General features: G+C 63.2%; 28 protein-coding genes and 1 pseudogene. 14 read left to right on the top strand and 15 right to left on the bottom strand.

Annotated elements, in window-relative coordinates; translation table 11 throughout:
• Positions 1-112: 112 nt before the first annotated feature.
• A complete protein-coding gene (locus IM733_RS01155) occupies positions 113-304 on the bottom strand; it encodes a PLDc N-terminal domain-containing protein (protein WP_011532816.1) in 192 nt (63 codons plus the stop codon).
• Between the two features lie 126 nt (positions 305-430).
• On the opposite strand from IM733_RS01155, the gene IM733_RS01150 reads away from it, so the two are divergent.
• Positions 431-1,357, top strand: a complete 927-nt coding sequence (locus IM733_RS01150) for a ZIP family metal transporter (RefSeq protein ID WP_248919187.1) — start codon at positions 431-433, stop codon at positions 1,355-1,357.
• A 106-nt stretch (positions 1,358-1,463) separates the two neighbouring features.
• Here IM733_RS01150 and IM733_RS01145 read toward each other — a convergent pair whose 3' ends face one another.
• Together IM733_RS01145 and IM733_RS01140 are read right to left on the bottom strand one after the other, a co-directional pair.
• Positions 1,464-1,994: a hypothetical protein gene (locus tag IM733_RS01145; protein WP_213660095.1), complete on the bottom strand. Its 531-nt coding sequence runs from the start codon at positions 1,992-1,994 to the stop codon at positions 1,464-1,466.
• 60 nt (positions 1,995-2,054) lie between these two features.
• On the bottom strand, positions 2,055-2,567 hold the full coding sequence (locus tag IM733_RS01140; RefSeq protein ID WP_248919186.1) for an ankyrin repeat domain-containing protein: 513 nt from the start codon (positions 2,565-2,567) through the stop codon (positions 2,055-2,057).
• A gap of 267 nt (positions 2,568-2,834) precedes the next feature.
• On the opposite strand from IM733_RS01140, the gene IM733_RS01135 reads away from it, so the two are divergent.
• Complete coding sequence (locus tag IM733_RS01135; protein ID WP_248919185.1) at positions 2,835-3,107, top strand: DUF3509 domain-containing protein; 273 nt, start codon at positions 2,835-2,837, stop codon at positions 3,105-3,107.
• A 4-nt stretch (positions 3,108-3,111) separates the two neighbouring features.
• On the opposite strand, the gene IM733_RS01130 is transcribed toward IM733_RS01135, so the two are convergent.
• The 3 genes from IM733_RS01130 to aroC all read right to left on the bottom strand — a co-directional run bounded on the left by IM733_RS01130 (position 3,112) and on the right by aroC (position 6,011).
• Entirely contained in the window at positions 3,112-3,648 is a 537-nt protein-coding gene (locus IM733_RS01130) for an oxidase (RefSeq protein WP_248919184.1), read from the bottom strand.
• Complete coding sequence (locus IM733_RS01125; RefSeq protein WP_248919183.1) at positions 3,648-4,802, bottom strand: MFS transporter; 1,155 nt, start codon at positions 4,800-4,802, stop codon at positions 3,648-3,650. Before IM733_RS01125 ends, IM733_RS01130 begins: the two co-directional genes overlap by 1 nt.
• Before the next feature lie 117 nt (positions 4,803-4,919).
• Complete coding sequence (gene aroC / locus IM733_RS01120; protein ID WP_248919182.1) at positions 4,920-6,011, bottom strand: chorismate synthase; 1,092 nt, start codon at positions 6,009-6,011, stop codon at positions 4,920-4,922.
• A gap of 190 nt (positions 6,012-6,201) precedes the next feature.
• Here aroC and IM733_RS01115 point away from each other — a divergent pair, with 190 nt between their 5' ends.
• Positions 6,202-7,161 carry an alpha/beta hydrolase gene (locus IM733_RS01115; RefSeq protein WP_248919181.1) on the top strand — a complete coding sequence of 320 codons (960 nt, stop codon included), beginning with the start codon at positions 6,202-6,204 and terminating at the stop codon, positions 7,159-7,161.
• A 124-nt stretch (positions 7,162-7,285) separates the two neighbouring features.
• Complete coding sequence (locus tag IM733_RS01110; RefSeq protein ID WP_248919180.1) at positions 7,286-8,068, top strand: hypothetical protein; 783 nt, start codon at positions 7,286-7,288, stop codon at positions 8,066-8,068.
• Positions 8,069-8,165: 97 nt separating this feature from the next.
• Here IM733_RS01110 and prmB read toward each other — a convergent pair whose 3' ends face one another.
• Entirely contained in the window at positions 8,166-9,074 is a 909-nt protein-coding gene (gene prmB, locus IM733_RS01105) for a 50S ribosomal protein L3 N(5)-glutamine methyltransferase (RefSeq protein WP_248919179.1), read from the bottom strand.
• A gap of 179 nt (positions 9,075-9,253) precedes the next feature.
• Here prmB and IM733_RS01100 point away from each other — a divergent pair, with 179 nt between their 5' ends.
• The 5 genes from IM733_RS01100 to IM733_RS01080 all read left to right on the top strand — a co-directional run bounded on the left by IM733_RS01100 (position 9,254) and on the right by IM733_RS01080 (position 12,081).
• Positions 9,254-9,847 (top strand): cysteine hydrolase family protein, encoded by a 594-nt coding sequence (locus IM733_RS01100; RefSeq protein ID WP_248919178.1) that lies wholly within the window; start codon positions 9,254-9,256, stop codon positions 9,845-9,847.
• Positions 9,848-9,935: 88 nt separating this feature from the next.
• Positions 9,936-10,256 carry a hypothetical protein gene (locus tag IM733_RS01095; protein ID WP_248919177.1) on the top strand — a complete coding sequence of 107 codons (321 nt, stop codon included), beginning with the start codon at positions 9,936-9,938 and terminating at the stop codon, positions 10,254-10,256.
• Between the two features lie 218 nt (positions 10,257-10,474).
• Positions 10,475-11,035 carry a Smr/MutS family protein gene (locus IM733_RS01090; RefSeq protein WP_248919176.1) on the top strand — a complete coding sequence of 187 codons (561 nt, stop codon included), beginning with the start codon at positions 10,475-10,477 and terminating at the stop codon, positions 11,033-11,035.
• Between the two features lie 69 nt (positions 11,036-11,104).
• On the top strand, positions 11,105-11,650 hold the full coding sequence (gene folE / locus IM733_RS01085; protein ID WP_054883671.1) for a GTP cyclohydrolase I FolE: 546 nt from the start codon (positions 11,105-11,107) through the stop codon (positions 11,648-11,650).
• 59 nt (positions 11,651-11,709) lie between these two features.
• Positions 11,710-12,081, top strand: coding sequence for a glutaredoxin family protein (locus IM733_RS01080; protein WP_248919175.1), 372 nt, complete (start codon positions 11,710-11,712; stop codon positions 12,079-12,081).
• Between the two features lie 97 nt (positions 12,082-12,178).
• Here IM733_RS01080 and IM733_RS01075 read toward each other — a convergent pair whose 3' ends face one another.
• A complete protein-coding gene (locus IM733_RS01075) occupies positions 12,179-12,781 on the bottom strand; it encodes a glutathione S-transferase family protein (RefSeq protein ID WP_248919174.1) in 603 nt (200 codons plus the stop codon).
• A gap of 144 nt (positions 12,782-12,925) precedes the next feature.
• On the opposite strand from IM733_RS01075, the gene IM733_RS01070 reads away from it, so the two are divergent.
• Positions 12,926-14,116: a benzoate/H(+) symporter BenE family transporter gene (locus IM733_RS01070; RefSeq protein WP_248919173.1), complete on the top strand. Its 1,191-nt coding sequence runs from the start codon at positions 12,926-12,928 to the stop codon at positions 14,114-14,116.
• Positions 14,117-14,195: 79 nt separating this feature from the next.
• Here IM733_RS01070 and IM733_RS25615 read toward each other — a convergent pair whose 3' ends face one another.
• From IM733_RS25615 to IM733_RS01060, 3 genes and pseudogenes are all read right to left on the bottom strand, one after another.
• A complete protein-coding gene (locus tag IM733_RS25615; RefSeq protein WP_432760409.1) occupies positions 14,196-14,900 on the bottom strand; it encodes a methyl-accepting chemotaxis protein in 705 nt (234 codons plus the stop codon).
• Positions 14,901-15,101: 201 nt separating this feature from the next.
• Positions 15,102-15,281: pseudogene (locus IM733_RS25610) on the bottom strand (hypothetical protein); the annotation flags it as partial.
• A gap of 968 nt (positions 15,282-16,249) precedes the next feature.
• Complete coding sequence (locus tag IM733_RS01060; protein WP_248919171.1) at positions 16,250-17,647, bottom strand: PLP-dependent aminotransferase family protein; 1,398 nt, start codon at positions 17,645-17,647, stop codon at positions 16,250-16,252.
• A gap of 119 nt (positions 17,648-17,766) precedes the next feature.
• Here IM733_RS01060 and IM733_RS01055 point away from each other — a divergent pair, with 119 nt between their 5' ends.
• Together IM733_RS01055 and IM733_RS01050 are read left to right on the top strand one after the other, a co-directional pair.
• Positions 17,767-18,933, top strand: coding sequence for an MFS transporter (locus tag IM733_RS01055; RefSeq protein WP_248919170.1), 1,167 nt, complete (start codon positions 17,767-17,769; stop codon positions 18,931-18,933).
• Between the two features lie 163 nt (positions 18,934-19,096).
• Positions 19,097-19,849, top strand: coding sequence for a lipopolysaccharide kinase InaA family protein (locus IM733_RS01050; protein ID WP_248919169.1), 753 nt, complete (start codon positions 19,097-19,099; stop codon positions 19,847-19,849).
• A gap of 5 nt (positions 19,850-19,854) precedes the next feature.
• On the opposite strand, the gene IM733_RS01045 is transcribed toward IM733_RS01050, so the two are convergent.
• Positions 19,855-20,616 carry an SDR family oxidoreductase gene (locus tag IM733_RS01045; RefSeq protein WP_248919168.1) on the bottom strand — a complete coding sequence of 254 codons (762 nt, stop codon included), beginning with the start codon at positions 20,614-20,616 and terminating at the stop codon, positions 19,855-19,857.
• A 175-nt stretch (positions 20,617-20,791) separates the two neighbouring features.
• Between IM733_RS01045 and IM733_RS01040 the strand changes: the two genes are divergently transcribed.
• Entirely contained in the window at positions 20,792-21,793 is a 1,002-nt protein-coding gene (locus IM733_RS01040) for an NADP-dependent oxidoreductase (RefSeq protein ID WP_248919167.1), read from the top strand.
• Between the two features lie 148 nt (positions 21,794-21,941).
• Here the strand turns inward: IM733_RS01040 and pyrF are convergent, their stop codons facing one another.
• Positions 21,942-22,643 carry an orotidine-5'-phosphate decarboxylase gene (gene pyrF, locus IM733_RS01035; RefSeq protein ID WP_213660076.1) on the bottom strand — a complete coding sequence of 234 codons (702 nt, stop codon included), beginning with the start codon at positions 22,641-22,643 and terminating at the stop codon, positions 21,942-21,944.
• A gap of 180 nt (positions 22,644-22,823) precedes the next feature.
• On the opposite strand from pyrF, the gene IM733_RS01030 reads away from it, so the two are divergent.
• The gene (locus IM733_RS01030) at positions 22,824-22,991 is read left to right on the top strand and encodes a DUF2897 family protein (protein WP_248919166.1); all 168 of its coding nucleotides are present in this window, start codon (positions 22,824-22,826) and stop codon (positions 22,989-22,991) included.
• 49 nt (positions 22,992-23,040) lie between these two features.
• Here IM733_RS01030 and IM733_RS01025 read toward each other — a convergent pair whose 3' ends face one another.
• Positions 23,041-23,373: a ComEA family DNA-binding protein gene (locus tag IM733_RS01025; RefSeq protein WP_248919165.1), complete on the bottom strand. Its 333-nt coding sequence runs from the start codon at positions 23,371-23,373 to the stop codon at positions 23,041-23,043.
• Positions 23,374-23,559: 186 nt separating this feature from the next.
• Positions 23,560-25,554 carry a polysaccharide biosynthesis protein gene (locus IM733_RS01020; protein ID WP_248919164.1) on the bottom strand — a complete coding sequence of 665 codons (1,995 nt, stop codon included), beginning with the start codon at positions 25,552-25,554 and terminating at the stop codon, positions 23,560-23,562.
• Positions 25,555-25,585: the final 31 nt, after the last annotated feature.

Here is a 25,585-nt window from a genome sequence, read left to right as displayed (position 1 = left end):
GACGGTCCGACCATTACCGTGGCCACGGACCAAGGCCGCATTGTGCGGCGCGAATTCTCAAAAATCGAGTGTGAAAATTTTGTCGAAGCGCCGGCCATGGCCGCCAGCGCATCTATATCCGAATGTTGCCCCGCGGCCCGGCGATCGCCCAGATGATCAGCCCCACCACTGGCAGCAGCACGATCAACAGGATCCACAGCACCTTGATCCCCACCTCGGCGCTGCTCTTGATGACATTGAGAATCGCCCAGATGTCCAGGGCCAGGATGATCAGGCCAACCAGGCCATTGAAGGTCGAACCCATTGTGCCGCCCCCACTCATTGACAGTGTTGCAGAGCATAGCTGGCTATGACGCCGATAGAAGGGAATCCTTGGCCGACCACGCCGGTCACTGGATAGACTGCCGTTATCCACCGTTCCGAGGTCCGCATGCCCCCAGCCAACACCCAAGTCTCGATGATCAGCGCCTGGCGGCAACAGGCGCTCGACACCCCCTGGCTCAGCGCCGGCCTGCTGCTGAGCCTGCTCGCCATCCTCGCCTTGCTGATGGCAAGCGTCTGGAACGCCATCAACGGCGATCACGCCGACAACCTGCACCTGGCGTTGCTCGGTGGCCTGTCTGGCTTCGGCGCCACGGCCCTCGGCGCGGTGCTGGCGGTGGTACTGCGTGATGTCAGCGCGCGTAGCCAGGATGTGATGCTGGGTTTCGCCGCCGGGATGATGCTGGCGGCCAGCTCGTTCTCGCTGATCCTGCCGGGCCTGGAAGCCGCCCGGGAAATCACCGGAAACGGCCCGGCCGCCGCCTTTACCGTGGTGCTGGGGATGGGGCTGGGCGTACTGCTGATGCTCGGGCTCGACCGTTTCACCCCGCACGAGCACGAAAGCACCGGGCCCTGCGGGCCGGAAGCCGAGCGAATCAGCCGGGTATGGCTGTTCGTGATGGCCATCACGCTGCACAACCTGCCTGAAGGCATGGCCATTGGTGTGAGTTTCGCCAACGGCGACCTGAACATCGGCCTGCCGTTGACCAGCGCCATCGCCATCCAGGACATCCCCGAAGGGCTGGCCGTGGCCCTGGCCTTGCGCGCCACGGGGCTGTCGAACTTCAAAGCGGCGCTGGTGGCGATCGGCTCAGGGCTGATGGAACCCCTTGGGGCGGTCATCGGCCTGGGGATTTCCACCGGCTTCGCCCTGGCCTACCCGATCAGCATGGGGCTGGCCGCAGGCGCGATGATCTTCGTGGTGTCCCACGAGGTGATCCCGGAAACCCACCGCAACGGCCACCAGACGGCGGCGACCCTGGGCTTGATGGGCGGGTTCGCGGTGATGATGTTCCTTGATACCGCGCTAGGGTAAGGCGGCCCTGGCACAACCTCTGTAGGAGCGGCTTCAGCCGCGATCACCCGCGAAGCGGGTGCCAGACACAGACACCGCGATGCCTGCATCGCGGCTGAAGCCGCTCCTACACGTGCACAGCCACGCGCAACGCCTCCAGCGCCGGCTCCACCTTGATCCCCACCGCCGCACCCAGCTCCAGCACCCGTGCCAGGTCGTTCTGCCCCACCATCACCATCTGCAACTCGTCATCGAGCAACTGGCTGAAGTTCAGCAGCACATAACCACCGGCCTCTTTGTTCAGCGCGCCCATCTGCACCTGAATGCGGTTGAGCGCGGTCAGCGGCTCGGTGCGCGCCAACTGCTTGGGCTTGAGGGTGAACGGCACGCTCTTGTCGAACGAGTCGCTGATCTGCTGGAACAGGTCCTGGTAAGTGTCGGCCTGGAACACTACGGTGTCGGGCAGGCTGCCGAGCACCACCCATTCACCCAGCGGGATCGGGAAGGTGTCGTCGTAGTTGATGTCCGGGTTGGCGGCGAGGAAGGCGGCGGGGTCGGCGTAGGCCTGGGCGGCCTCGTCGGCGATGCGCTCGATGACGTCATCGGGCATGCAACCTGCGCCGATGAGGCTGATGAATTCGAGCAACTGGTCTTTCATTGGGGGCCCTGCGGATTGGCATAAAAGGCGCCAAGGATAGCCGCAAATGCCCCCAGGGGGTTAGCCGAGCAGCGCCTCGAGACGCGCTGCGGTATCCCTCGCGCCCATGGCCCGCGCCGCGATCAGCGCCGTGGTGCCCATGGCATCGCGGTGCGCCGGATCGGCACCATGAGCCAGCAGGTGATCGAGGATCTCCAGGCGATTGAACATGGCCGCCAGCATCAGCGCGGTGCGGCCATCAGCGGCGGCGGCATCCACCGGCACGCCCTGCGCCAGCAGCAGGCGGACCATCACCATGTCGCCCTTGAACGCGGCACCGGCAATGGGCAACTGACCGTTGTCATTGGCGATCAGCGGGTCGGCACCATGGGCCAGCAGCAGCCGAACCGCCTCTTCATGACCGTGATAGCTGGCCAGCATCAGCAAGGTATCTCCCTTGTGATTGCGCAAGTCGGCCGGAAGGCCACGGGTGAGCAGGCGTTCAAGCATGGGCGCATCACCGCGGCGGGCGCACTCGAAGACTTCTTCAGCGAAGGCGGCGGTCGCTTCAGTGGCGGGCTGTAGATCGGACATCGGAACCTCCTGGCAATTTCGTGGGGCCAAGTGTTGGCCAGGCACCCTCCAGGGGTCAAAGCGTCAGATTCTATGGGGCAGACAGAGCAAACCTATTACCGTGCAAATTGCACTGTGCAAAATGCACGACATTGCAAAATGCAACGAACTCGGCATCACGAACAAATATAACTAATTGATTTATAAAGGTTTTACTGGATATCGAAGGCTGGCACGCTCACTGCAAAACTCCACTCACGTCTGCCAGCACAACAGTCAGGAGTTGCCATGGACCTCATTCAGGAAAAATTCGCGTCGGTCTTCTCTGCCTACCAAGTCGCCACCCAGTCACGACCGGACGGCGGTATCCTGCTGACCCTGCGCGCCGCCGATGGCGTGGTAACCCGTCGCGTGCTGTCGTACGCGCAACTGCACAGCGCCGAACAGCTCTCCTGGGCCATCAGTGCCATCCGCCGCGACCTGGCCGAGCAGGCCTGCGACCTGCCGGTGATCTCGCGGCTGCAGAGTCAGCAGCGCTTCGCCCTGCCGACCTATCGCTGATCGCTCAGAGCTCGTCGAGCCCCGGAAACTGCCGGGCACTGGCATCGCCGGTGAAACGAGGCTGCATGCCCTGCGCGCTGCCGAACAGCCGCAAAGCCAGGCAGAACGGGGCATCCCCAAGGTCCAGCCAGCGCCGCGCCGCAGCAGGGATGACCAGTACATCATCCTTCTCGCACAACACGGCATGGACGAAGCCACCCAAGCGCAACGTGACCTGGGCACGCCCACTGATCACCGCGAACACTTCCTCGCTGTCATGCACATGCTCACCGCGCAGGTCGTCCAAGGCTGGATCGACACCCTCGCGGCTGAGCACCGCGAACGCGGCACAGCCATGGGCCGTCATCAATTGATCGAGGGGCTCGCGGCATGCCTCCAGCACTTCGGCCTGGGTGCAGCCGGGACGAAGCCGCACACCCGATTGCCAGCGGTCGAGGCGCACGCCCTGTTCAGCCAGGGTCGCGACGATATCGTCGTGGTGGGTCAGCACCTTGTTCGGCAGTTCCGGGCTGGACGGGTCGAAAACACTGAGGATGCTCATCAGGGGTCGTTCCTGCTTTCTTTCAGACGGAGGGCAATGATAACGGCTGCGGCCAGTGCCGCGACGCTGGCCATACCAAAGGTGAAGTGCGGGCCCAGCAGTTTCCAGCTGTAGCCTGAATACAGGGCGCCCAACGCACCACCGGTGCCGGACAGCGCCGCGTACAGCGCCTGCCCCTGGCCCTGTTGACGCGCACCGAAACTGGCCTGGACGAAGGCAATGCTGGCGGCGTGAAAACAACCGAACGTGGCGGCGTGCAGGAGTTGGGCGAACACCAGCACCGCTGGGATCTCGGCCAGATTGCCCAGCACCAGCCAGCGCACGGCGGCCAGCAGAAAGCTCGCCAGCAACACCCGGCGCACCGAGAACCGCGCGAAGATCCGGCTCATCACCATGAACACCAGCACTTCGGCCACCACCCCCAGCGCCCACAGCAGGCCGATGGCGCCACGGCTGTAGCCCAAGTGTTCCAGATGCAGGGTGAGGAAGGTGTAGTAAGGGCCATGGCTGAGCTGCATCAGCGCGACGCAAACATAGAAGGCCACCACGCCGGGTACAGTCAGCTGCCTGATGAAGCCCACCGCCCCACGCCGCTCGGCCTGCTCCACTGGCTGGGCATTGGGCACCCACAGGCTGGCGACGACGATGCCCGCCATGATGGTCACCAGCGCCACCGGGTAGATGTCCAGGCTCAACCATTCGAACACGCGACCCAGCCCGACCACGGTAAGGATGAAGCCGATCGACCCCCACAGCCGCACCTGGCTGTAGCGTGACGTCTGGCCGTGCAGGTGGGCCAGGGTGATGACCTCGAACTGTGGCAACACGGCGTGCCAGAAAAACGCATGCAGCGCCATGACCAGCGCCAGCCAGGCGTAACTCTTGGCGAAGAAGATCAGCGAGAAGGTCGCCAGTGTCGCCAATGCGCCCAGGCGCACGATCAGCAGACGCTGGCCCGTGCGGTCACCCAGCCAGCCCCAGAGGTTGGGGGCCAGGCAGCGCATCAGCATGGGGATGGCCACCAGCTCGCCGATGCGTGCTGGGGAGAAGCCCAGGTGATCGAAGTACAGGGCCAGGAACGGCGCGGTGGCACCGAGCAGGGCGAAGTAGAAGAGGTAGAAGCTGGACAGGCGCCAGTAGGGGATGGGGGGCATGGGCTTGATCGATAACTCGGTTTGGCCTTGCGGTCCCTTCGCCGGCAAGCCGGCTCCTACAAAGGCTGTGTCGTACCTGTAGGAGCCGGCTTGCCAGCGAAAGGGCTCACCCTGATATCAGAGCTGCCCCAAAACTGGGGTATCCACCTTCACCTCGGCATTCTGCGCGCGATGACGCAGCAGGTGGTCCATCAGCACGATGGCCATCATCGCCTCGGCGATCGGCGTGGCGCGGATGCCGACGCACGGGTCGTGACGGCCCTTGGTGATCACCTCGACCGGATTGCCATCGACATCGATCGAACGACCCGGCGTGGTGATGCTCGAAGTAGGCTTGAGCGCCAGGTGGGCGACGATCGGCTGGCCCGAGGAGATGCCGCCGAGAATGCCGCCGGCATTGTTGCTGAGAAAGCCTTCGGGGGTCAGCTCGTCACGGTGCTCGGTACCACGCTGGGCGACACTGGCGAAACCGGCGCCGATCTCCACGCCCTTGACCGCGTTGATGCTCATCAGCGCGTGGGCAAGCTCGGCGTCGAGGCGGTCGAAAATCGGCTCGCCCAGGCCCGGCATCACGCCTTCGGCGACTACGGTGATCTTTGCGCCCACCGAATCCTGGTCACGACGCAGTTGGTCCATGTACGCCTCCAGCTCCGGCACCTTCTCCGGGTCCGGGCTGAAGAAGGCGTTCTGCTCCACCGAATCCCAGGTCTTGAACGGGATCTCGATGGGGCCAAGCTGGCTCATGTAGCCGCGCACACGGATGCCCTGGGTGGCGAGAAACTTCTTGGCGATAGCGCCGGCCGCCACGCGCATGGCGGTCTCGCGCGCCGAGCTGCGGCCACCGCCACGGTAGTCGCGCAGGCCGTACTTGTGGTGGTAGGTGTAGTCGGCATGGGCCGGGCGGAACAGGTCCTTGATCGCCGAGTAGTCCTTGGATTTCTGGTCGGTGTTGCGGATCAGCAGGCCGATCGAGCAGCCGGTGGTGCGGCCTTCGAACACCCCGGAGAGGATCTCCACCTCGTCCGGTTCCTGGCGCTGAGTCGTATGCCGGCTGGTACCAGGCTTGCGCCGGTCGAGGTCGTGCTGCAGGTCGGCGAGCGAGATCTCGAGGCCCGGTGGGCACCCATCGACAATGGCGACCAACGCCGGCCCATGGCTTTCGCCTGCGGTGGTGACAGTGAACAGCTTGCCGTAGGTATTGCCGGACATGGACGCTCCGCGAGATCAGCCTGAAGTGAACGAAAGCGGCCAGTATACGGAAAACACCGAAACAATGGTGGCCCGTGCGGGCCCATTCGCCGGCAAAACCGGCAGCCCAGGCGCAGCGCTGATATTGAGCGTCGCGAACCTTCTGCCAACCTGAAGGTCATACTCACACCTCTTCATGTAGTGCCCCTTGATGACGTCGCGCCTGGCCGCCCTCCTCCTGCTGTTCTGCGCTGGTTTCGCCCAAGCCGCCCCCACCGTGCTGCAACGCCCCATCGACCTGGACACCGGCCAGGGCGTGCTGCACGGCAGCCTGCTGCTACCGCAGCAGGACACCCCGCCTCCGGTGGTGCTGATCATCGCCGGTTCCGGCCCCACTGACCGCGATGGCAACAACCCGGCTTCCGGGCGCATCGACAACCTCAAGCGCCTGGCCCTGCTGCTGGCCGGCGAGCACATCGCCAGCGTGCGCTACGACAAGCGCGGCGTGGCCGCCAGCCAACCGGCCACGCCCGACGAACGCGACCTCAGCGTGGAGCGCTACGTGGCTGACGTCATCGCCTGGGGCCAGGCATTGCGCCATGACCCACGCTTCGGCCCGCTGATCCTGGTCGGCCATAGCGAAGGCGCGCTGATCGCCAGCCTGGCCGCCGAACAGGCCGGCGCCAGCGCGGTGATCACCCTGGCCGGCAGCGGCCGCCCGGTGGCACAGGTATTGCGCGAGCAGTTGGCCCAACGCCTGCCACCTGCGCAACTGAACGCCGCCGTGGCGCTGATCGACAGGTTGCAGTCCGGGCAGACCAGCCTGGACGTACCGGCGCCCTTGCGCCAGGTGTTCCGCCCCAGCGTGCAGCCGTACCTGATCTCGCTGCTGCGCCAGGACCCGGCGGCAGCCTTCGCCCACCTCAAGGTGCCCGCGCTGATCGTCCAGGGGCGCAACGACGTGCAGGTCGAGGTGGCCGACGCCGAACGCCTCAAGGCCGCCAAGCCCGACGCCGAGCTGGCGCTGATCGACGGCATGAACCATGTGCTGCGTATCAGCCCCCGGGACATCCGCCAGCAACGCGACAGCTACCTCAACCCGGAACTGCCCCTGGCGCGTGAACTGGGTGAACGGATCGTCGCCTTCATCCACCAGCTGCCACCCACCTGAGGGCTCGATCACCGACAATGCTCAGGTCTTGGCCCGAGCTGCCGATAATGCAGCTATGAAGGTCGTGATCACGGCGCCAAGGCCCGCTGAACACCTGGCCGCCGTGCACTTGAGGATTGCCCTGATGACCGATGCCCCCGCCGCCGAGGCGACAGAAGAACAAGCCCCGGACAGCGCCCCGCAGCCGTGGGCGGACCTTGCCGCCGAACACTTCCAGCTGCTGCGCCTGGCGCCGCTGCCCACCGACCGCAACAGCGGCGCGCGGCCGCTGCGCTTCGTCCAGTTCGGTTACGCCGAGCGCCACGACAAGGCCCACAGCCTGCTGCGCATGGAAATCCGCCTGCCCGGGCAGAAAGTGCGCAAGGAACAGAACCAGTTGGACATCCGCGTCGACCACGAGCAGCGGCTGGTGCGCATCGGCAGCGACAGTGGCCTGCAACTCGAACCACTGAACCGCGGTCTCGGTCGATTCCTGCTGGCCCAGGCGGTGCAGTGGTTGCAGCAACGTTGCTCGCACTATCGGGTCGAAGGCATGAACCTGCCGAACAAGGATGCGCTCAACGAGGACACTCGCCTGCGCCGCGACCACGTGCTGGCCAGCGTCGGCCTGGCGGTGGAGTACACCGATGGCCAGTTGCTCAAGGGGCGCGTGGTGGAAACCGCGGTGGGCCAGCTCAAGGGCGGCTGGAACACCGAGAAGGTCCAGCGCGTCGACATCATCGAGGCGGCCGGCATGCTGCAGCAGGCCGAGCAGAACCTGATGGAGAAGGAAGCCCAGCTGCGGGAGCGTGACGAGCGCGTGGCCAAGTACCGTCGCGAGGACAGCGGCCTGCGCTTCACCATCACCTGCCTGGTGGCCTTCGCGGTCTTCCAGGCCGGGCTGCTGATCTGGATCGCCACCCGCTGATCCTTCAGCGGGCAAGCCGGCGCCTACAGAAAAAACGGCGTAAGGGCCGGCTTGCCGGCGAAAGGGCTGCAAGGCAGCCCCCTTCAATCCATCCGCATTACACCCGCGAAGCAAACAACGCCTGGTGCTGCCGGCACTGCTCGGCGGTCAGCATGAATACCCCGTGCCCTCCGCGCTCGAACTCGAGCCAGGCGAAGTCCACTTCAGGGTACAGCGCCTCGACGTGCACCTGACTGTTGCCCACCTCGACGATCAGCAAGCCCTTCTCGGTCAAATGATCGGCTGCCTCGGCCAGCATCCGCCGCACCAGGTCCAGGCCATCGTTGCCGCAGGCCAGGCCCAGCTCGGGCTCATGGTGGTACTCGGCCGGCATGTCGTCAAAATCCTCGGCATCGACATACGGCGGGTTGGACAGAATCAAGTCGAAGCGCTGCCCCGGCAAGCCGCCGAAACCATCGCCCTGGACGGTGTAGACCCGCTGCTCCAGGCCATGGCGTTCGATGTTCTGGTTGGCCACTTCCAACGCGTCGAAGGACAGGTCGGCCAGCACGACCTCTGCATCCTGGAACACATCGGCGGCGACGATGCCGATACAACCGGAACCGGTGCACAGGTCGAGGATGCGCGCCGGCTCCGCCGCCAGCCACGGCTCGAAACGCTTTTCGATCAGCTCGCCAATGGGTGAGCGAGGCACCAGCACGCGTTCGTCGACGATGAACGACATGCCGCAGAACCACGCCTCGCCCAACAGGTAGGCGGTGGGCACGCGCTCTTCGATGCGGCGCTTGAGCAGGTGCTGCAGGCGTACCCGTTCATCGTCCTCCAGCTGGCAGTCCAGGTAGCTGTCGGCCACCTCCCACGGCAGGTGCACCGAACCGAGCACCAGCAGGCGGGCCTCGTCCCAGGCATTGTCGGCGCCGTGGCCGAAGAACAGCTCGTGCTCATGGAAGCGGCTGACCGCCCAGCGGATATGGTCGCGCAGGGTGCGCAGGCGGGATGTGATCACGGGGTACTCCTTTTCAGACAGGATAAAAGTCTAACAGCCCACACCACACATTTGTTTTCTCCGATGGCCGAATGGATAGCCCCAGGCCAGTAACCATGCCGCCTGCAATGTCAACCATTCACATTGGCGCCGAGGCGAGGGAGAATAGGTATACAAAAGCCCTATCCAAGGAGCCCTTGATGTCCTCCGTTCCAACCACGATGTTCCGCCTCACTGGCCGCGACTACCCGCCGGCCAAGCTGGGCCAAGCCAGCCTGATCGTCATCGATGCGCAAAAGGAGTACCTGAGCGGTCCGCTGGCACTGTCGGGCATGGACGAGGCCGTGGCGAACATCGCCAGGTTGCTCGACGCTGCCCGCAAGGCCAACCGTCCGATCATCCACGTCCGCCACCTCGGTACCGTCGGTGGTCGCTTCGACCCGCAGGGCCCGGGGGGTGAGTTCATCCCCGGCCTGGAGCCGCTGGATGGCGAAGTCGTCATCGAAAAACGCATGCCCAATGCGTTCAAGAACACCAAGCTGCACGAGACGCTGCAGGCGTTCGGCCCGCTGGACCTGATTGTCTGCGGTTTCATGAGCCACTCGAGCGTCAGCACCACTGTGCGCCGCGCCAAGGACTATGGTTATCGCTGCACCCTGGTGGAAGATGCCTCGGCGACCCGTGACCTTGCCCTCAAGGATACGGTGATACCCGCCGCGCAGATCCACCAGTGCGAAATGGCCGTGATGGCCGACAACTTCGCCTGCGTCGCCCCCACCGCCAGCCTGGTCTGAATCGATACCGCCCGGCGGACGGGCGGAACCCCAGGATGACTCGCAGGTCAAAATCCGGATCAGCGTAACCAGATCCAGAGGACTTCGAATGAAGCTCAAAGGCCGTTTCGACGCCAAGCGCCTGCGCCAGCGTGAGCCGAGCAACTGGGGGGCACGCCTGGGCGCGGCCTTCTCGGTGCTGCTCGCGACGCTGGGCATCCTCCTCGCCATGGCCGGCGTCGCCGGCTTGCTGGGCAACTACCCCGCCCTCGCTGAACTCAACGCCAACCAGCCACTGGCGGCGACGCTCGCGGTGGTCGGTATCCTGCTGCTGTACTTCGGTGTGCGTGGCTGGCGCCGCAACCGTATTCGCATGCGCCGCGGGCACGGGCTCAACCTGGCACCGCACCTGATGAAGAAACACGACTGACCTGATGAGCTGCCGCGCAGGGATCAGGGTCCTCTGCAGGGGCGGCTTCAGCCGCGATGCAGACACCGCGGTGCCTATCACCCGCTCTGCGGGTGATCGCGGCTAAAGCCGCTCCTACAGGTTGTGCTGGGTTCGATGAGCGCCGGCTTCACACGCACAACCCAAGGCTTCACGCCGACGCCCAGTCGCGTAAACTACGCCGCCCACGTGGAGGCACCATGCAAGACGACGATTTTTCCCTCTTCCGCAGTGAAGTGCGCGGGGTCAAGCCGATCCAGCACGATCGCGCCGAGGTCGGCAAACCCAAGACCGACCGCAAGCAGCTGGCCGGCCTGCGCCAGGCGGCGACCATCCGTAGCGACCAGCCATTGGTCGTCGACGGCCTGTCCGACCAGTTCGTCATCGACGTCGGCGCCGAGGATGAACTGATGTGGCGCCGTGATGGCGTGCAGGAAAGCCAGATCCGCAAGCTCAAGCTCGGCCAGATCGCCTTCGAGGGCAGCCTCGACCTGCACGGCATGAGCGTCGAGAAAGCGCGCGAAACCCTGTGGGACTTCATCGCCGAAGCCACCAAGCTCGAAGTCCGCTGCGTGCGTGTGACTCACGGCAAGGCCGCGCGTATCGATGGCAAGCGCCCGATGATCAAGAGCCACGTCAACACCTGGCTGCGCCAGCACCCGCAAGTGCTCGGCTTCGCCTCCTGCCAGGCCCGCCACGGTGGCACCGGCGCGCTGTACGTCATGCTCAAGCGAACCATGCTCGAAGGCCGCGACGAGTGACATCGCGCTTGCAGCGCCGGGCTCGGCGCCGTACCCTTCGTCTTTGCGAAATTTTCCACAGGTAGATCCATGTCCCTGGAACAGAACTACACCGAGATCCTCAGCCAGCTGGGCGAGGACGTCTCCCGCGAAGGCCTGCTCGACACGCCGAAACGGGCTGCGAAGGCCATGAAGTACCTTTGCCGCGGTTATGAGCAGACCCTGGAAGAAGTGACCAACGGTGCGCTGTTTACCTCCGACAACAGCGAAATGGTACTGGTCCGGGACATCGAGCTGTACTCGATGTGCGAACATCACATGCTGCCGTTCATCGGCAAGGCCCATGTCGCCTACCTCCCCAAAGGCAAGGTGCTCGGCCTGTCGAAGGTCGCGCGGATCGTCGACATGTTCGCCCGTCGCCTGCAGATCCAGGAAAACCTCAGCCGCCAGATCGCCGAAGCCGTCCAGCAGGTGACCGGCGCCGCAGGCGTGGCCGTGGTCATCGAAGCGAAGCATATGTGCATGATGATGCGCGGCGTCGAGAAACAGAACTCGACCATGCTCACCTCGGTAATGCTCGGCGAGTTCCGCGAGAACGCCGCCACCCGTAGCGAGTTCCTCAGCCTGATCAAGTGATCGGCCGGTGATCTGGAGCCGACCCTTTGGGGTCGGCTTTTTCTTTTCAGGAGTTACCCATGATCGTCAAAGCCTTGCGGGTCGGCCTCGGCCAGCTCATCGTGTTCGGTGACTGGGTCAGCCGCCCGGCCAAGAAAAAGCGCGACGGCGCCGCCCAGGCGCGTGTCGAGCAGGATGCCAAGGGCCTGGCGCTGTACCAGTTCCATGCCTGCCCGTTCTGTGTGAAAACCCGCCGTACCCTGCACCGGCTGAACGTGCCGGTGGCGCTGCGCGATGCCAAGAACGACCCGACGCACCGCCAGGCGCTGCTCGAAGGCGGTGGCCGGGTGAAGGTGCCGTGCCTGCGTATCGACGAAGGCGGCAAGGTCACCTGGATGTACGAGTCCAAGGACATCATCGCCTATCTGGACAAGCGGTTCGCGGCGATCTGACAGCACGGCATCGCCCCTGTTCGCCGGCAAGCCGGCTCCTACGAAACGTTAGCGCCCTACCCGCAGGAGCCGGCTTGCCGGCGAACAGTGCCCGTGCTCAATCCACCATAGGCACATGCCGCGGATGGCTCGCCACCCGCTCCAGCCAGGCTCTCACCGCCGGATAATCGGCCAGGTCGAACCCGCCCTGATGCGCCACGTGGGTGTAGGCATACAACGCCACATCGGCGATCGAGTACTGATCCCCTACCAGGTACGGCGTCATCTGCAGCTGTTCGTTCATCACCTTGAGCGCCTTGTAGCCGCCTTTGTGCAGCCCCTTGTACTCTTCCACGCGCTCCTGCGGCAGCCCCAGGTAGAACTGGATGAAACGCGCCACGGCAATATATGGCTCATGGCTGTACTGTTCGAAGAACTGCCACTGCAGCACCTGGGTGCGCAGGCGCGGTTCGCTGGGCAGGAACTCGCTGCCGTCGGCCAGGAAGTTGAGAATCGCGTTGGACTCCCAAAGGCAAGTGCCATCTTCCAGTTGCAGCACCGGCACCTTGCCGTTGGGGTTCATGGCCAGGAACTCGGAGGTCTCGGTCTCACCCTTGAGAATATCCACCGAATGCCACTCATACGGGCGGTCAAGCAGGCTGAGCATCAGCTTGATCTTGTAGCAGTTGCCCGAGTTGTAATCGCCATACACCTTGTACATCGCCCCTCCCCTTTCACGCAGTTGCGTAGTCGTGGCCAATAGTTGGCGACTGTACGGCTAAATGCAATGCCTGCTGTATGGCAAGGTTCACGCCATCGCAGGGTAGCCTGCAAAAAATGCTTACACCTGTACAAGGAATTCCCCATGACCGATGCCACCACAGCGCCCCTGCGCCCGCTGGCAGACAGCTCCCCGTCGGCGGTGGTCGCCGGCTTCATCGCCATGCTCACCGGCTACACCAGCTCGCTGGTGCTGATGTTCCAGGCCGGCCAGGCGGCGGGGCTCACCAGCGCGCAGATCTCGTCGTGGATCTGGGCACTGTCAATCGGCATGGCGGCGTGCAGCATCGGCCTGTCGCTGCGTTACCGAACACCCATCACAGTGGCCTGGTCTACGCCCGGGGCGGCGCTGCTGATCACCAGCCTGGGCGGTGTCAGCTACAGCGAAGCCATTGGGGCTTACATCACCTGCGCCGTGCTGGTACTGACCTGTGGACTGACCGGCAGCTTCGAGCGCCTGGTCAGGCGCATCCCCGCCTCGCTGGCCTCGGCATTGCTGGCCGGCATCCTGTTCAAGATCGGCAGTGAGATCTTCGTCGCCGCACAGCACCGCACCCTGCTGGTGCTGGGCATGTTCTTCAGTTACCTGCTGGTCAAACGCCTGTCGCCACGCTATTGCGTGCTCGCCGCGCTGCTGGTCGGCACGGCGCTGTCTGGCGCCCTGGGGTTGCTGGACTTCAGCGGTTTCCAAATGGAGATCGCCACACCGGTGTGGACTACTCCAAGCTTCTCGCTGGCGGCGACCATCAGCATCGGCATCCCGCTGTTCGTCGTGGCCATGACCTCGCAGAACATGCCAGGGGTCGCCGTGCTGCGCGCCGACGGTTATCAGGTGCCCGCATCGCCCCTGATCTCGGCCACTGGCTTCGCCTCGCTGCTACTGGCACCGTTCGGCTCCCACGGCATCAACCTGGCAGCGATCAGTGCGGCGATCTGCACCGGCCCGCATGCCCATGAAGACCCTGCCAAGCGCTATACCGCGGCGGTCTGGTGCGGGATCTTCTATGGCGTGGCCGGCACTTTTGGTGCGACCCTGGCGGCGCTGTTCGGCGCACTGCCCAAGGAGCTGGTGCTTTCGATTGCCGCCCTGGCGCTGTTCGGCTCGATCATGAACGGCCTGAGCGTGGCCATGGGCGAAGCCCGTGAACGCGAGGCGGCGCTGATCACGTTCATGGTGACGGCATCGGGCTTCACCCTGTTCTCGATCGGGTCGGCGTTCTGGGGGATCGTGGCGGGGGTGTTGACCCTGCTGATCCTGAGCCCGCGCAAGGGTTGAAACAGCCGTTCGCCGGCAAGCCGGCTCCTACCGGAATCTGTAGGAGCCGACTTGCCGGCGAACCGGGACTTGCAACGTCTCACAAGCGAAAATGCCCCACCATCCCCTTCAGGTCATCCCCCAGCCGGGCCAGTTCGACACTTGACCGGGCGTTGTCCTCCATGGCCAAGGCTGCTTGATCGGCACTGCCGCGAATCTGCGTGACACTGCGGCTGATCTCTTCGGCCACCGAGCTTTGCTGCTCGGCCGCCGCGGCAATCTGCTGGTTCATCTGCTGGATCAACGACACCGCCGCGGCAATGCTGCCCAGGGCACTCTCGGTCTGTAGCGCATCGGCCACCGCCAGGCGCACCAGCTCGGTGCTGCCGCGAATCTGCGCCACCGATTGCTGGGCATTGCCGCGCAGGCTGGCGACCAGGCGCTCGATCTCTTCGGTGGATTGCTGGGTGCGCCTGGCCAATGCCCGCACCTCGTCGGCCACCACGGCAAAACCACGGCCCTGCTCTCCCGCCCTGGCGGCCTCGATGGCGGCATTGAGTGCCAGCAGGTTGGTCTGCTCGGCGACGCTCTTGATCACCTCCAGCACACCACCGATGGTGTGGATCTCGGCACTGAGGCTGTCGATGCCGTTGCTGGCCGTTTCAGCCGCCGCCGCCAACTGCTCGATACGCTGCATGCTCTGGCGCACCACCTGCTGCCCCGAGCCAACCTTGTCATCGGCGGCCTGCGCGGCTTGCGCCGCTTGCTCGGCATTGCGCGCCACATCGTGGACCGTGGCAGTCATCTCCTGCATGGCGGTGGCCACCTGCTCGGTTTCGTCCTTCTGGCTACCGACCTCGCGGTTGGTCTGCTCGGTGACCGCCGACAATGCCTGCGCGCTGCCGGCCAGTTGTTCTATCCCCTGCTGCAAGCCACTGACCACGCCGGACAAGCCTTCGGCCATCTGCTGCATGGCCTGCAACAGTTGCCCCACTTCATCTTGGCGCGGCGGCTCCGCTTCGATGCCCAGCTCACCTGCGGCAATACGCCGGGCCCTGGCAATCACCCGCTTGAGCGGTGCGACCACGGCACGGGTGATCAACCAGGCGGCCAGCACCCCTACCAGCAAGGCCAGGGCGGTGGCGGCCGCGATGGCCACGACGTTGCGCGCCAACTCGCCCTGCATCGCCTGCTCCTGAGCCGCGTACGCCTGGTCGACCTGCACCGTGGCCTGCTCGGCCCTGGCTTGCAACTGGGCCTTGATACCCTGCTCCTGGCTCAACAGGTCGGTGTATTCGTTGAGCTTCTCGGAAAAACTCGCGATATGCCCGGCCACTTCGCCGAGCACGCTCTGGTAACCCGCGTCGCTGACCGCCCCCTTGAGCTGCTCGACCAGACGTGCGGCCTCAACCGTCTGGGCAATTCGCCCCTGGCCAGCTTCAACGCCCTTGCGGCTCTGGTCCAGGCGAACCCGGGCTTCGTCCATGGCCTGCAGCATCAAGCGTGAAACCTGCCCCACCTGGCCCGCCTGCTCCAGGAACTCAGCCCCCTGCTGCCCCTGGGACTGCTTGAGCGTGTAGCTGCCATCATCGGCCAGCCCCGCCTGAAGCACATCGAGGTTGTTGGCCACGCTGGACACCGACCAGCTGGCCATGTCCAGCGCCAGCTCCTTGGCCTGCACCGCCTGGACGAACTGGTCGAACGCCTGGCCGTAGGCGGACAGGTCTGCTTGCGCGGACGCTAGGGTCGGCACGCCCTGGGCCCGCTCCAGCAGGCTTTTCAGCCCGCCACGCAAGGCCTCGGCCTCCTTGATGTCAGAACGCAGGGCGAAGGCTTGCTCATGCTGGCGCAGCCTCGACAGCTCGGCGTTGAACTGCGCCATCTGCCGAAGCCCGTCGAAGCGCTGGCCGATAGCGGTCAGTGCGTACACGCCGATCACAGCCACCACCAGCGTCAGCAACAATACCAACGCGAAACCCAGGCCAAGCTTGCGGGCCATGCCCAGGTTGGCCAGTACACCGTGCCTGGTCGCCACCATCACCGTCACCCCTCGCGTTGCCGGACTGTTCCGAGCTGCAAGAGTGACAACGGCATCGACGCCCTCACAAGAGCCGAACGACACAATGGTGTCAAATAGCTATGAACGTGTCGTTTTCAGATTGCTGAAGGTCGCCCGGCATGCTGGAAGAAGGCCTGGGCGCGGACATCCTGCCCATAGGCGACATTGATCCGAAGCCAGTCACTTGCACGCCCTTGCGGATCGAAGGCATTGCCCGGCGTCAACAGCACGCCCTGGTCCAGTGCCAGTCGCTCCAGCTCGGCGAAATCGCGTCCGGGCGAGCGAGCCCAGACGAACATGCCACCGCAAGGTTCGCAGAACACCTCCCAGCCGTACGCCTCCAGCTGCCCAAGCGCCTTCGCCATGTATTGCCCGAGGCGCACGCGCAAACGCTGGATGCTCTTGCGATAGCTGCCATTGGCGAGCATCTGCCCGACCACCTGCTCGGCGAAGCGCGAGGTACCGATACCGCTAACCATTTTCAACTCGGCCAGGCGAGCCACCAGCGCCTCTTCAGCCACCAGGTAGCCAACCCGCAGCGAACTGCTAAGGGTCTTGGAAAAACTGCCCAAGTAGATGACCCGCTGATCACTGTCGAGGGTTGCCAGGCGCGTCGCCGCGCCATCCTGGAAGTCGGCGTACAGATCGTCCTCGATGATCCGCACATCATGCTCGCGCGCCAGTTCCAGCAGGCGGTACGCCACCTTGGGCGTCAGGCTGGAACCGGTGGGATTCTGGTACAGACTGTTGGTGAACAGGCACCGTGGCCGGTGCTCGGCCAGCAGGCGCTCGAGCGCCGCCAGGTCAGGCCCGGTGGCCGTGCGCGGCACTTCAAGCATGTTGACCTGATGCAGACGCAGCAGGTTGTAAAGGTTGTAATAGCCAGGACGCTCCACCAGCACGGTATCGCCGGGTGCCAACAGGGTGCGCACCAGCAGGTCGAGGGCGTGGCTGGCGCCCTGGGTGGTCAGGATACGCTCAGGTGAAGCCGTAATGTCGAGCTTCGCCAACCCCTTGTGCAACTGCAGACGCAGGCTGGCAAGCCCCAACGGCGGACAGTAGTCGAACAAGGCTTCTGGCGCGCCACGGCTTACCTGGCGCACCGCCTGGGCCAGCTCAGCCTCGGCGCGCCAGGCCACCGGCAGCCAGCCACACCCCAGCTTGAGCAACTCATCGTGCCCTTCACGAAACTGTCGCCAACTACCGTCGATGCCCTCACCCCAGGCCACACCCACATCAGCCTGCAATCCCGGCTTGCGCTCAGCCACGAAGAAGCCGGTTCCGTGGCGCGCTTCCAGCCAGCCGCTGGCGACCAGCCGATCGTAAGCCTCGACCACACAGGACGCGCTCACCGCGTGATCCCGCGCCAAGGCACGGATCGAGGGCAGCCGCGCGCCAGGACGCAGACGCTGCCGCTCGATCCATGCCTGCAATTGCTCGGTCAGTTGCTGGACCAATGGCGTAGGGTGAATACGGTCGAGTTCAAGGCGCATGGCAAGTGTTCGCTATTTGCAGGCAAACAGTTAATCACAAATGCCCCTGCCGTGTACCTTGTCGATGACAGGCCATGACCTCGAAGCTGCACCGCACACTCCCCCAATGGATGCTTGCGATGCCCTCTCGTCATGCCCCGGCCTTGCTGGCCTTTGCCCTGTGCTTGATCACCCTCGCGGTGAACCTTCAGGCCCCCCTGTACATCGCCTACGCCGACTTGTCCGGACGAGGCGCGGCGGCGACCGCCGTGGCCTTTTCCGGCTATGTGCTCGGCGTGCTGCCGGTTCTACTGGCCCTAGGCGGCCTTGCCGACCGGGTCGGCCGACGCCCGTTGATACTCGTGGCCTTGGGGCTGTCGATGATCGCTACCCTGATCATGCTGCTGGCACCCGGCCTGGAAGCCCTGGGCGTGGCGCGCTTGTTGCTGGGGCTGGGCACCGGCCTGGCCTCGGCCACGGCCACCGCCTACATGGGAGAATTGATGCCGCCAGAGCACAGCAGCCGCGCGGCCAATTGGGTCACCGCCAGCACCTCCCTGGGTTTTGGCCTGGGTGCGGCACTGACCAGCCTGTTCCTGTTGCACGGCCCCACGCTCACGCCTGGCAGCTTCCACCTGCAACTGGCACTGGCTGCAATCGCCCTGCTACTGGCCTGGCGTCTGCCAGACCCACGCCCGACCCAGCGCGGCGCCATGCTGCGCTTGCCTTTCTACCCCAAGGGGAGCCTGACCCATGGCATGGCGATTTTCCTGGCCTGGGCTTGCGTCGGCCTGGTCATCGCCCTGCTGCCGAGTATCCTGCGCCAGCATGGGCTGAGTGCCTGGTCGGGCTTCTCGACCTTCTGCGTGATCAGTTGCGGCCTATTGTTCCAGCCCATCGCGCGTCGCCTGTCCAGCACGCGGGCAACCTTGCTGGGGCTGCTGATCCTGCCGTGCAGTTACACCCTGCTAGCCTGGGGCGCGCACACTGGCGACCTGCCTGCTGTGCTGCTAGGCGCGATCGCCACCAGCAGCGCCTGCTATGGCTTCATCTACTTAGGGGGGCTGACCGGGGTATGCCAACTGGCAGGTATTGAGAAAACCCGCGCCACTGCTGGTTTCTTCCTGCTGGCCTATTGCGGCTTCAGCTTGCCGGTGATGCTTGTGGGAATGCTGAGTGACCAACTGGGGAGCGACCGCGCACTGACGCTGTACGGCATCGGTTTGGTAGCCGGTTGCCTGCTGGTGGCCAGCCGCCTATTGCAGCCTGCGCCTCTGCGTAAAGAGCGCAACCTTGAAAATTTGTAGGAAAAATGTAAAAAAAATGTAATATGCCAAGGAATTGACGATGGCAATTTGACAGCAGCAAGGACGCAGAGTGACTCGCTTTTCCTGGCCCCACAGCAACGATTACCCCGTTACCCTCAAGCACAAACGCACTACACTGCACCTGCAAAAAGAACTCCCGACTTTGACCCGACAAGCGCTCAAGCGTCTTATCGACCTCACGCCCGACGCCAAACGAGTCAGCGCCCCGCTGGAGTGTGCCAGCAGCCGGTTGTTCACCAAGCGCGAGCGGCTTGATTCGTTCAGGCAGAAGTGGCGCGTCCAGCACGGCACACGCAAGCGCAACGGCATGTTCGATTGGAGCCTGGAGGAGCTGGTCAACACCTGCGAGGCTAACCGGCGCGGCGCGCGCATACCCGGCCTGGTGGGCTTTGGCTACAGCCGCTCGAAGGTGGGATTGATCAACGATGTTTTCCTGATCACCCACCGTCTCGATGGCTACCTCGATGGCTACAACTGGATCCTCACTCACCCGCAGGCGGTCGACCAGTTGCTGGACGCAACCTTTGAACTGCTGCATGCCCTCCATGTCCAAGGCATCACCCACATGGATCTCTGGGCTGCCAATGTCATGCTGCCGGAGCAAGGCGGCGAGCCCGCCATGGCTATCGACCTCGAGAACAGCTTTTCGGTCCCGACAGCTTTCTTCAGCGAGACCCTAGCATTCCAGTTCGGTTTCTTCTACTACCGGCACATCTATCGCTTCATTACCGAAATCGACTATGACGCCAAGGTGAAACAGGCAGTGGCGCGCTACTTCCCGCAGATCCGCGAGGCAGACTTCCAGCGTGTCTACGAAATAGCCAAGCATCAGGACATTGGTCGACTGAAACGACGTGATATTTTCCTCGAGGGCAAGATCGAGAGCCTGTGGTAACGAGCCTAGATCGCCAATGCGCCACCATCGACCGTAAGGCTATGCCCGGTAGTGAACGCCGCCCCATCACTGCACAGGTAAAGCACCGCACTGGCGATTTCCTCGACCTTGCCAATGCGCCCGACCGGGTGCATCGCCGCAGCGAACTCGGCCTTGCGCGGGTCTGCTTCATAGGCGCGGCGGAACATGTCGGTGTCGATGACCGCCGGGCACACCGCGTTGACCCTGATACCCTTCTTGGCGTACTCGATGGCCGCCGACTTGGTCAGGCCGATCACCGCATGCTTGGAGGCGGCGTAGATGCTCATTTTCGGCGCGGCCGAGAGGCCAGCCACCGAGGCTGTGTTGACAATGGCCCCGCCGCCCTGAGCCAACAGCATCGGCAACTGGTACTTCATGCATAACCAGACACCCTTGACGTTGACGCTCATGATCGCATCGAACTCTGCTTCGCTACCTTCGGCCAGGCGGCCTTTCTCGATCTCGATGCCGGCGTTGTTGAAGGCGTAATCGAGCCGACCATAAGTCGCGACGATCCTTTCATGCAGTTGCCGCACTTCGCTGTCGCAGGTCACGTCGCAGCCCACGAACAGCGCTTCGCCGCCCGCCTGGCGAATCTGCGCCACGGTGGCCTCGCCACCCACCGCATCGAGATCGGCCACCACCACCTTCAAGCCTTCTGCCGCGAAAGCCTGGGCGGTCGCCCGGCCGATACCCGCAGCACCGCCGGTGACCAGTGCGACCTGGCCGGAGAACGTCATGCCCATCATTGGCTCCTTCTGGGAACTGGATTCGAGCCTGAGTCTAGTCAGCCTGCCGACCGCCTGGGCAGCATCATCAGGGCTACGGTTGGACTACTATCGTTCGCGCTGATCTTGCGTGACGCAGGACAGGATCGCAGCCGATCATACTGCCCCGCCCCCCATTTCAGGAGATATTGCCATGTCCACCCGCAACCGCCGTTTCCTGCTTGCCAAGCGCCCGGTCGGTGCTGTGCGTCGCGAAGACTTCACCTATGAGGAGGTCGCCACCGAGCAACCCGCCGAGGGCGAGATACTGGTGAAGAACCTCTACTTGTCACTGGACCCCGCGATGCGTGGCTGGATGAACGAGGGCAAGTCCTACATTGCGCCCGTGGCCCTTGGCCAGGTGATGCGTGCCCTGGGGGTCGGCGAGGTGATCGCCTCCAGGCATCCGGACTTCAAGGTCGGCGATCATGTGAACGGTGCACTTGGTGTGCAGGACTACTACACCGGTGCGCCACAGGGCCTGTACAAGATCGACCCCAGGCTCGCCCCGCTACCCCGCTATCTTTCAGCCCTGGGCATGACCGGCATGACCGCTTACTTCGCCCTGCTCGATGTCGGCCAGCCCAAGGCTGGCGAGACGGTGGTGATCTCAGGCGCCGCCGGCGCGGTCGGCAGTATTGCCGGGCAGATTGCCAAGCTGAAGGGTTGCCGGGTGATCGGGATTGCCGGCGGTGCGCAGAAATGCCAATACCTCAAAGATGAACTGGGCTTCGACGGTGTCATCGACTACAAGGCCGAAGACCTGCTGGCCGGCCTCAAGCGCGAATGCCCCAAGGGCGTGGATGTGTACTTCGACAACGTCGGTGGTGACATTCTGGATGCCGTGCTCTCGCGCCTAAATTTCAAGGCCCGGGTAGTGATATGCGGCGCAATCAGCCAGTACAACAACAAGGAAGCCGTGAAGGGGCCGGCAAACTACCTGTCGCTTCTGGTGAACCGTGCGCGCATGGAAGGTTTCGTGGTCATGGACTACGTCAAGGAGTATGGCAAGGCTGCGCAGGAGATGGCCGAATGGCTGGCTAGTGGCAAGGTCAAGAGCAAGGAGGACGTGGTGGAGGGGCTGGAGACCTTCCCGGAAACGCTGCTCAAGCTGTTCAGCGGAGAGAATTTCGGCAAGTTGGTGCTGAAGGTTTGAGGACTGCCGCGTAGGGAGCAGCTTACTGTGTAGGAGCGGCTTCAGCCGCGATGCAGGCAACGCGGTGTCTGGCACCCGCTTCGCGGGTGATCGCGGCTGAAGCCGCTCCTACAGCGATGGGCCGCATAGTGCGGCCCCCGTCTTCGGATCAGCCACGGATCTCGGCCACCACGGCAGCCAATGCCTTGGCCGGATCCGCCGCCTGGCTGATCGGGCGGCCGATCACCAGGTAATCGGAACCGGCATCCAGCGCCTGGCGCGGGGTCAGGATGCGACGCTGATCATCCTGGGCACTGCCTGCCGGACGAATGCCTGGCGTAACCAGTTGCAACGAAGGATGTGCGGCCTTCAACGCCGGAGCCTCAAGCGCAGAGCACACCAGACCGTCCATGCCAGCCTTCTGCGCCAGCGCCGCCAGGCGCAAGACCTGCTCCTGCGGGTCGACATCCAGGCCAATGCCGGCAAGATCCTCGCGCTCCATGCTGGTCAGCACGGTCACGCCGATCAGCAACGGCTGCGGGCCGCTACGCTTGGCCAGTTCCTCGCGGCAAGCCGACATCATGCGCAGGCCACCGGAACAATGCACGTTGACCATCCATACGCCCATCTCGGCTGCAGCCTTGACCGCCATGGCAGTGGTGTTGGGGATGTCGTGGAACTTGAGATCGAGAAACACTTCGAAGCCCTTGGCGCAAAGGGTCTCGACAATCCCCGAAGCACTGCTGGTGAACAGCTCCTTGCCAACCTTGACACGGCACAGCGCCGGATCGAGCTGGTCAGCCAGCTTCAGGGCGGCGTCACGGGTAGGGAAATCCAGGGCGACGATAAGGGGCGTCTGGCAGGCGGACATGGGCAGGGTCTCTTGGCAAGTCTTGAACGGCGCGCATTGTAAACGAAGTAGTGAGCGCTTTGGGGGCCGCGAGTCGGTCTAATTGGCTCCGCTGAACGCCCCGCCTATAATTGAACCAATGAGAAACCTGTTCGCTCCAACCTGTATGGGTAGCACTCGAACCAGCAAAGGAGCATGACAATGCCTTGGTATGCCTGGCTTATAATCGCCATAGCGCTCGGCTCCATCGTAGGTGGGCTGTTGATGCTGCGTGACACCGCGAAGAAGCTGCCGTTGACCGAAGAACAACTGCAGAAGATTCATCAACGCAACGCAGAAATGGATGCCAAGGAAGCAAAGGACCGCTGAACAATATAACGGAGGCCGAGCATTCGAAAATGCCCGACCACCCTTTGGCTTATTCCAGTATCAACTTGTCACGGTTGCGCTCCAACAGCGCATTGCCAATTCCCTTGATTTCGAGCAATTCGTCTACCGAAGTAAACGGTCCATTGGCCTCCCTATAGGCCACGATCGCCTCGGCCTTCGCCTTGCCGATACCATCAAGGGCCTGCTGAAGAGACGGCGCATCGGCACTGTTGATGTTTATCTTCATGGCCGGAGCAGCCACCGATGAGGTGACAATGGGCGTAACCTCAGCGATACCGGAAGACGAGGGCGCCGCACTGAGGGGCAAGGATAAGCCTGCGAGAAGCGGAAGTAACAGAAGAGAGAAAGTGATATTGCGCATTTGGACACTCCTGTGAGTCGAGGATTGCTAGGCAGCATCTCCATGGCTGCCTTGACAAAAGTAACGGCTCGAACAGTGTCCTGAAAGCGCTTGCGCAAAGCGAATAGTTACCAAATTGAACAGCTGACAGCACAATGACTGCCAGCTGTAAGCCACTTCTTGCAGCTCTATCGGAAACGCCGCCGCTCAGACATCCCGACGGCGTTGCTGATAGACCCAGTCAACAATCTCGCCTTCAGGTGAGTAACCGCTGACCATGCCCCTCAGCAGCTGTCGGACAGCCTGGAAATCCTCCGCATCCACGGCGACCACCAAAGCCGAGAGCTGCTCTTTCAAAACATCCCAGCTGAGGTAATCCTCGTTCGCCGTCATGATCATCCGGTGCGGGGTAGGCGATACGTTATCGCCGATCAGGAGCTCCTCGTAAAGTTTCTCGCCTGGACGCAACCCCGAGAACTCGATGGCAATATCTCCATGGGGATTTTTTTCCGACCTGACACTCAAACCGGAAAGATGCACCATCTTCTCCGCCAGCGCGGCGATCTTTACAGGTTCCCCCATGTCCAGGACGAACACATCCCCCCCCTGACCCATGGACCCTGCCTGTATGACCAACTGGGCCGCCTCGGGAATGGTCATGAAGTAGCGAGTGATCTTGGGGTGCGTGACCGTCAGCGGCCCCCCAGCCTTGATCTGCTTATGGAAAAGCGGAATCACCGAGCCCGACGAACCCAGCACGTTACCGAAACGCACCATGGTGAAGCGGGTCTTGTTCACGCGGGCAATATTGCCTGCATCACCAAACAGGACAGGAGCGATTTCCTTGCTCAGCGCTTGCAGGATCATTTCCGCGAGGCGTTTGGTGCTGCCCATGACGTTGGTTGGGCGCACCGCCTTGTCGGTGGAAATCAGCACGAAGTTGGAGACATTCGCCTGCAACGCTGCTTGTGCCGTGTTCAATGTTCCAATCACATTGTTGAGCACGCCTTCGGCGATATTGTGCTCGACCATCGGCACGTGCTTGTACGCCGCCGCGTGATACACCGTGTCCACGTGCCACATACTCATGGTGTCGAACAGGTGTCTCGGATTACGGATCGAACCCAGGAATGGCACCAGGCGCACCGAAAGCGACTCGCGCTGTATACGCTGTTCCAGTTCACTGTGAATGCTATACAGGTTGAACTCGCTGTGTTCGAACAGTAATAGCGTACGCGGCTGGAGCATCAAAATCTGCCGGCATAGCTCCGAGCCGATCGACCCCCCTGCCCCTGTGACCATGACGACCTTGCCGGTGATGCAGTGGGCCAGGAGATCCTGCTGCGCCGGGACCGCGTCGCGCCCCAGAAGATCGGCAATATCCACTTCCTGGATATCGTCGACCTTAACGCGTCCACTGGCGAGGTCCATGACACTCGGCACGCTGCGTACATGCAGCGGAAACTTCTCAAGCGCACCCAGGACTTCGCGACGGCGTGCACGCGTGGCTGATGGAATGGCAAGCAGCACTTCCTCCGCCCCGGTAATGTCGAGCATGCGCTGGATGTCCTTGCTGCGGAACACCTGCAGACCGGAGATCGCCCGATCAGCGATCGACTCATCATCATCGATGAAGGCGACTGGTCGCATCACCCGCCCCATGCGCAATGCCGCCAGCAGTTGGTTGCCGGCAGCCCCGGCCCCATAGATTGCGACCTTGGGCAGACCGTTTTCACTGCTGGTAAAGGGCATGTGTTGCTTGGCAGCATACCAGTCGCCCAGGAAATACTGGCGCATCACGAGGCGCAGACCACCGATCATCACCAGGCTCAGCCACCAGTAATTGAAGATGATCGAGCGCGGTACCACGGTGGTGTGGTTACTGTACCAGTACACGACCAGCGCCAGGATAAGGGCTGAGAGACTGACGGCCTTGAAAATCATGATCAAGGCATCGTTGCCGAAATAGCGCATTACTGCCCGATACATACCAAAACGAATGAAAATCGGAATGGCGACCAGCGCAGCCGAGGCGAACAACCAAAGGTGCCCCTTGATCGGATTGTTCATTTCGTCGAAGCCAATGCGCACGACAAATGCCAGCCACAGCGCAAGCCAGACCAATATCAGGTCGGTAACGACTTGTAGCGCGCGCTTGTAACGACGTGGCAGCGCGAGCATACGTTTTCTCAATCTATCCATATCCCCTCTGTATTTCCTTCCTCATCACCTG

This window comes from Pseudomonas entomophila (genome assembly GCF_023277925.1).
Classification (GTDB): domain Bacteria; phylum Pseudomonadota; class Gammaproteobacteria; order Pseudomonadales; family Pseudomonadaceae; genus Aquipseudomonas; species Aquipseudomonas entomophila_D.
This window is presented reverse-complemented; position numbering and strand designations above follow the sequence as displayed.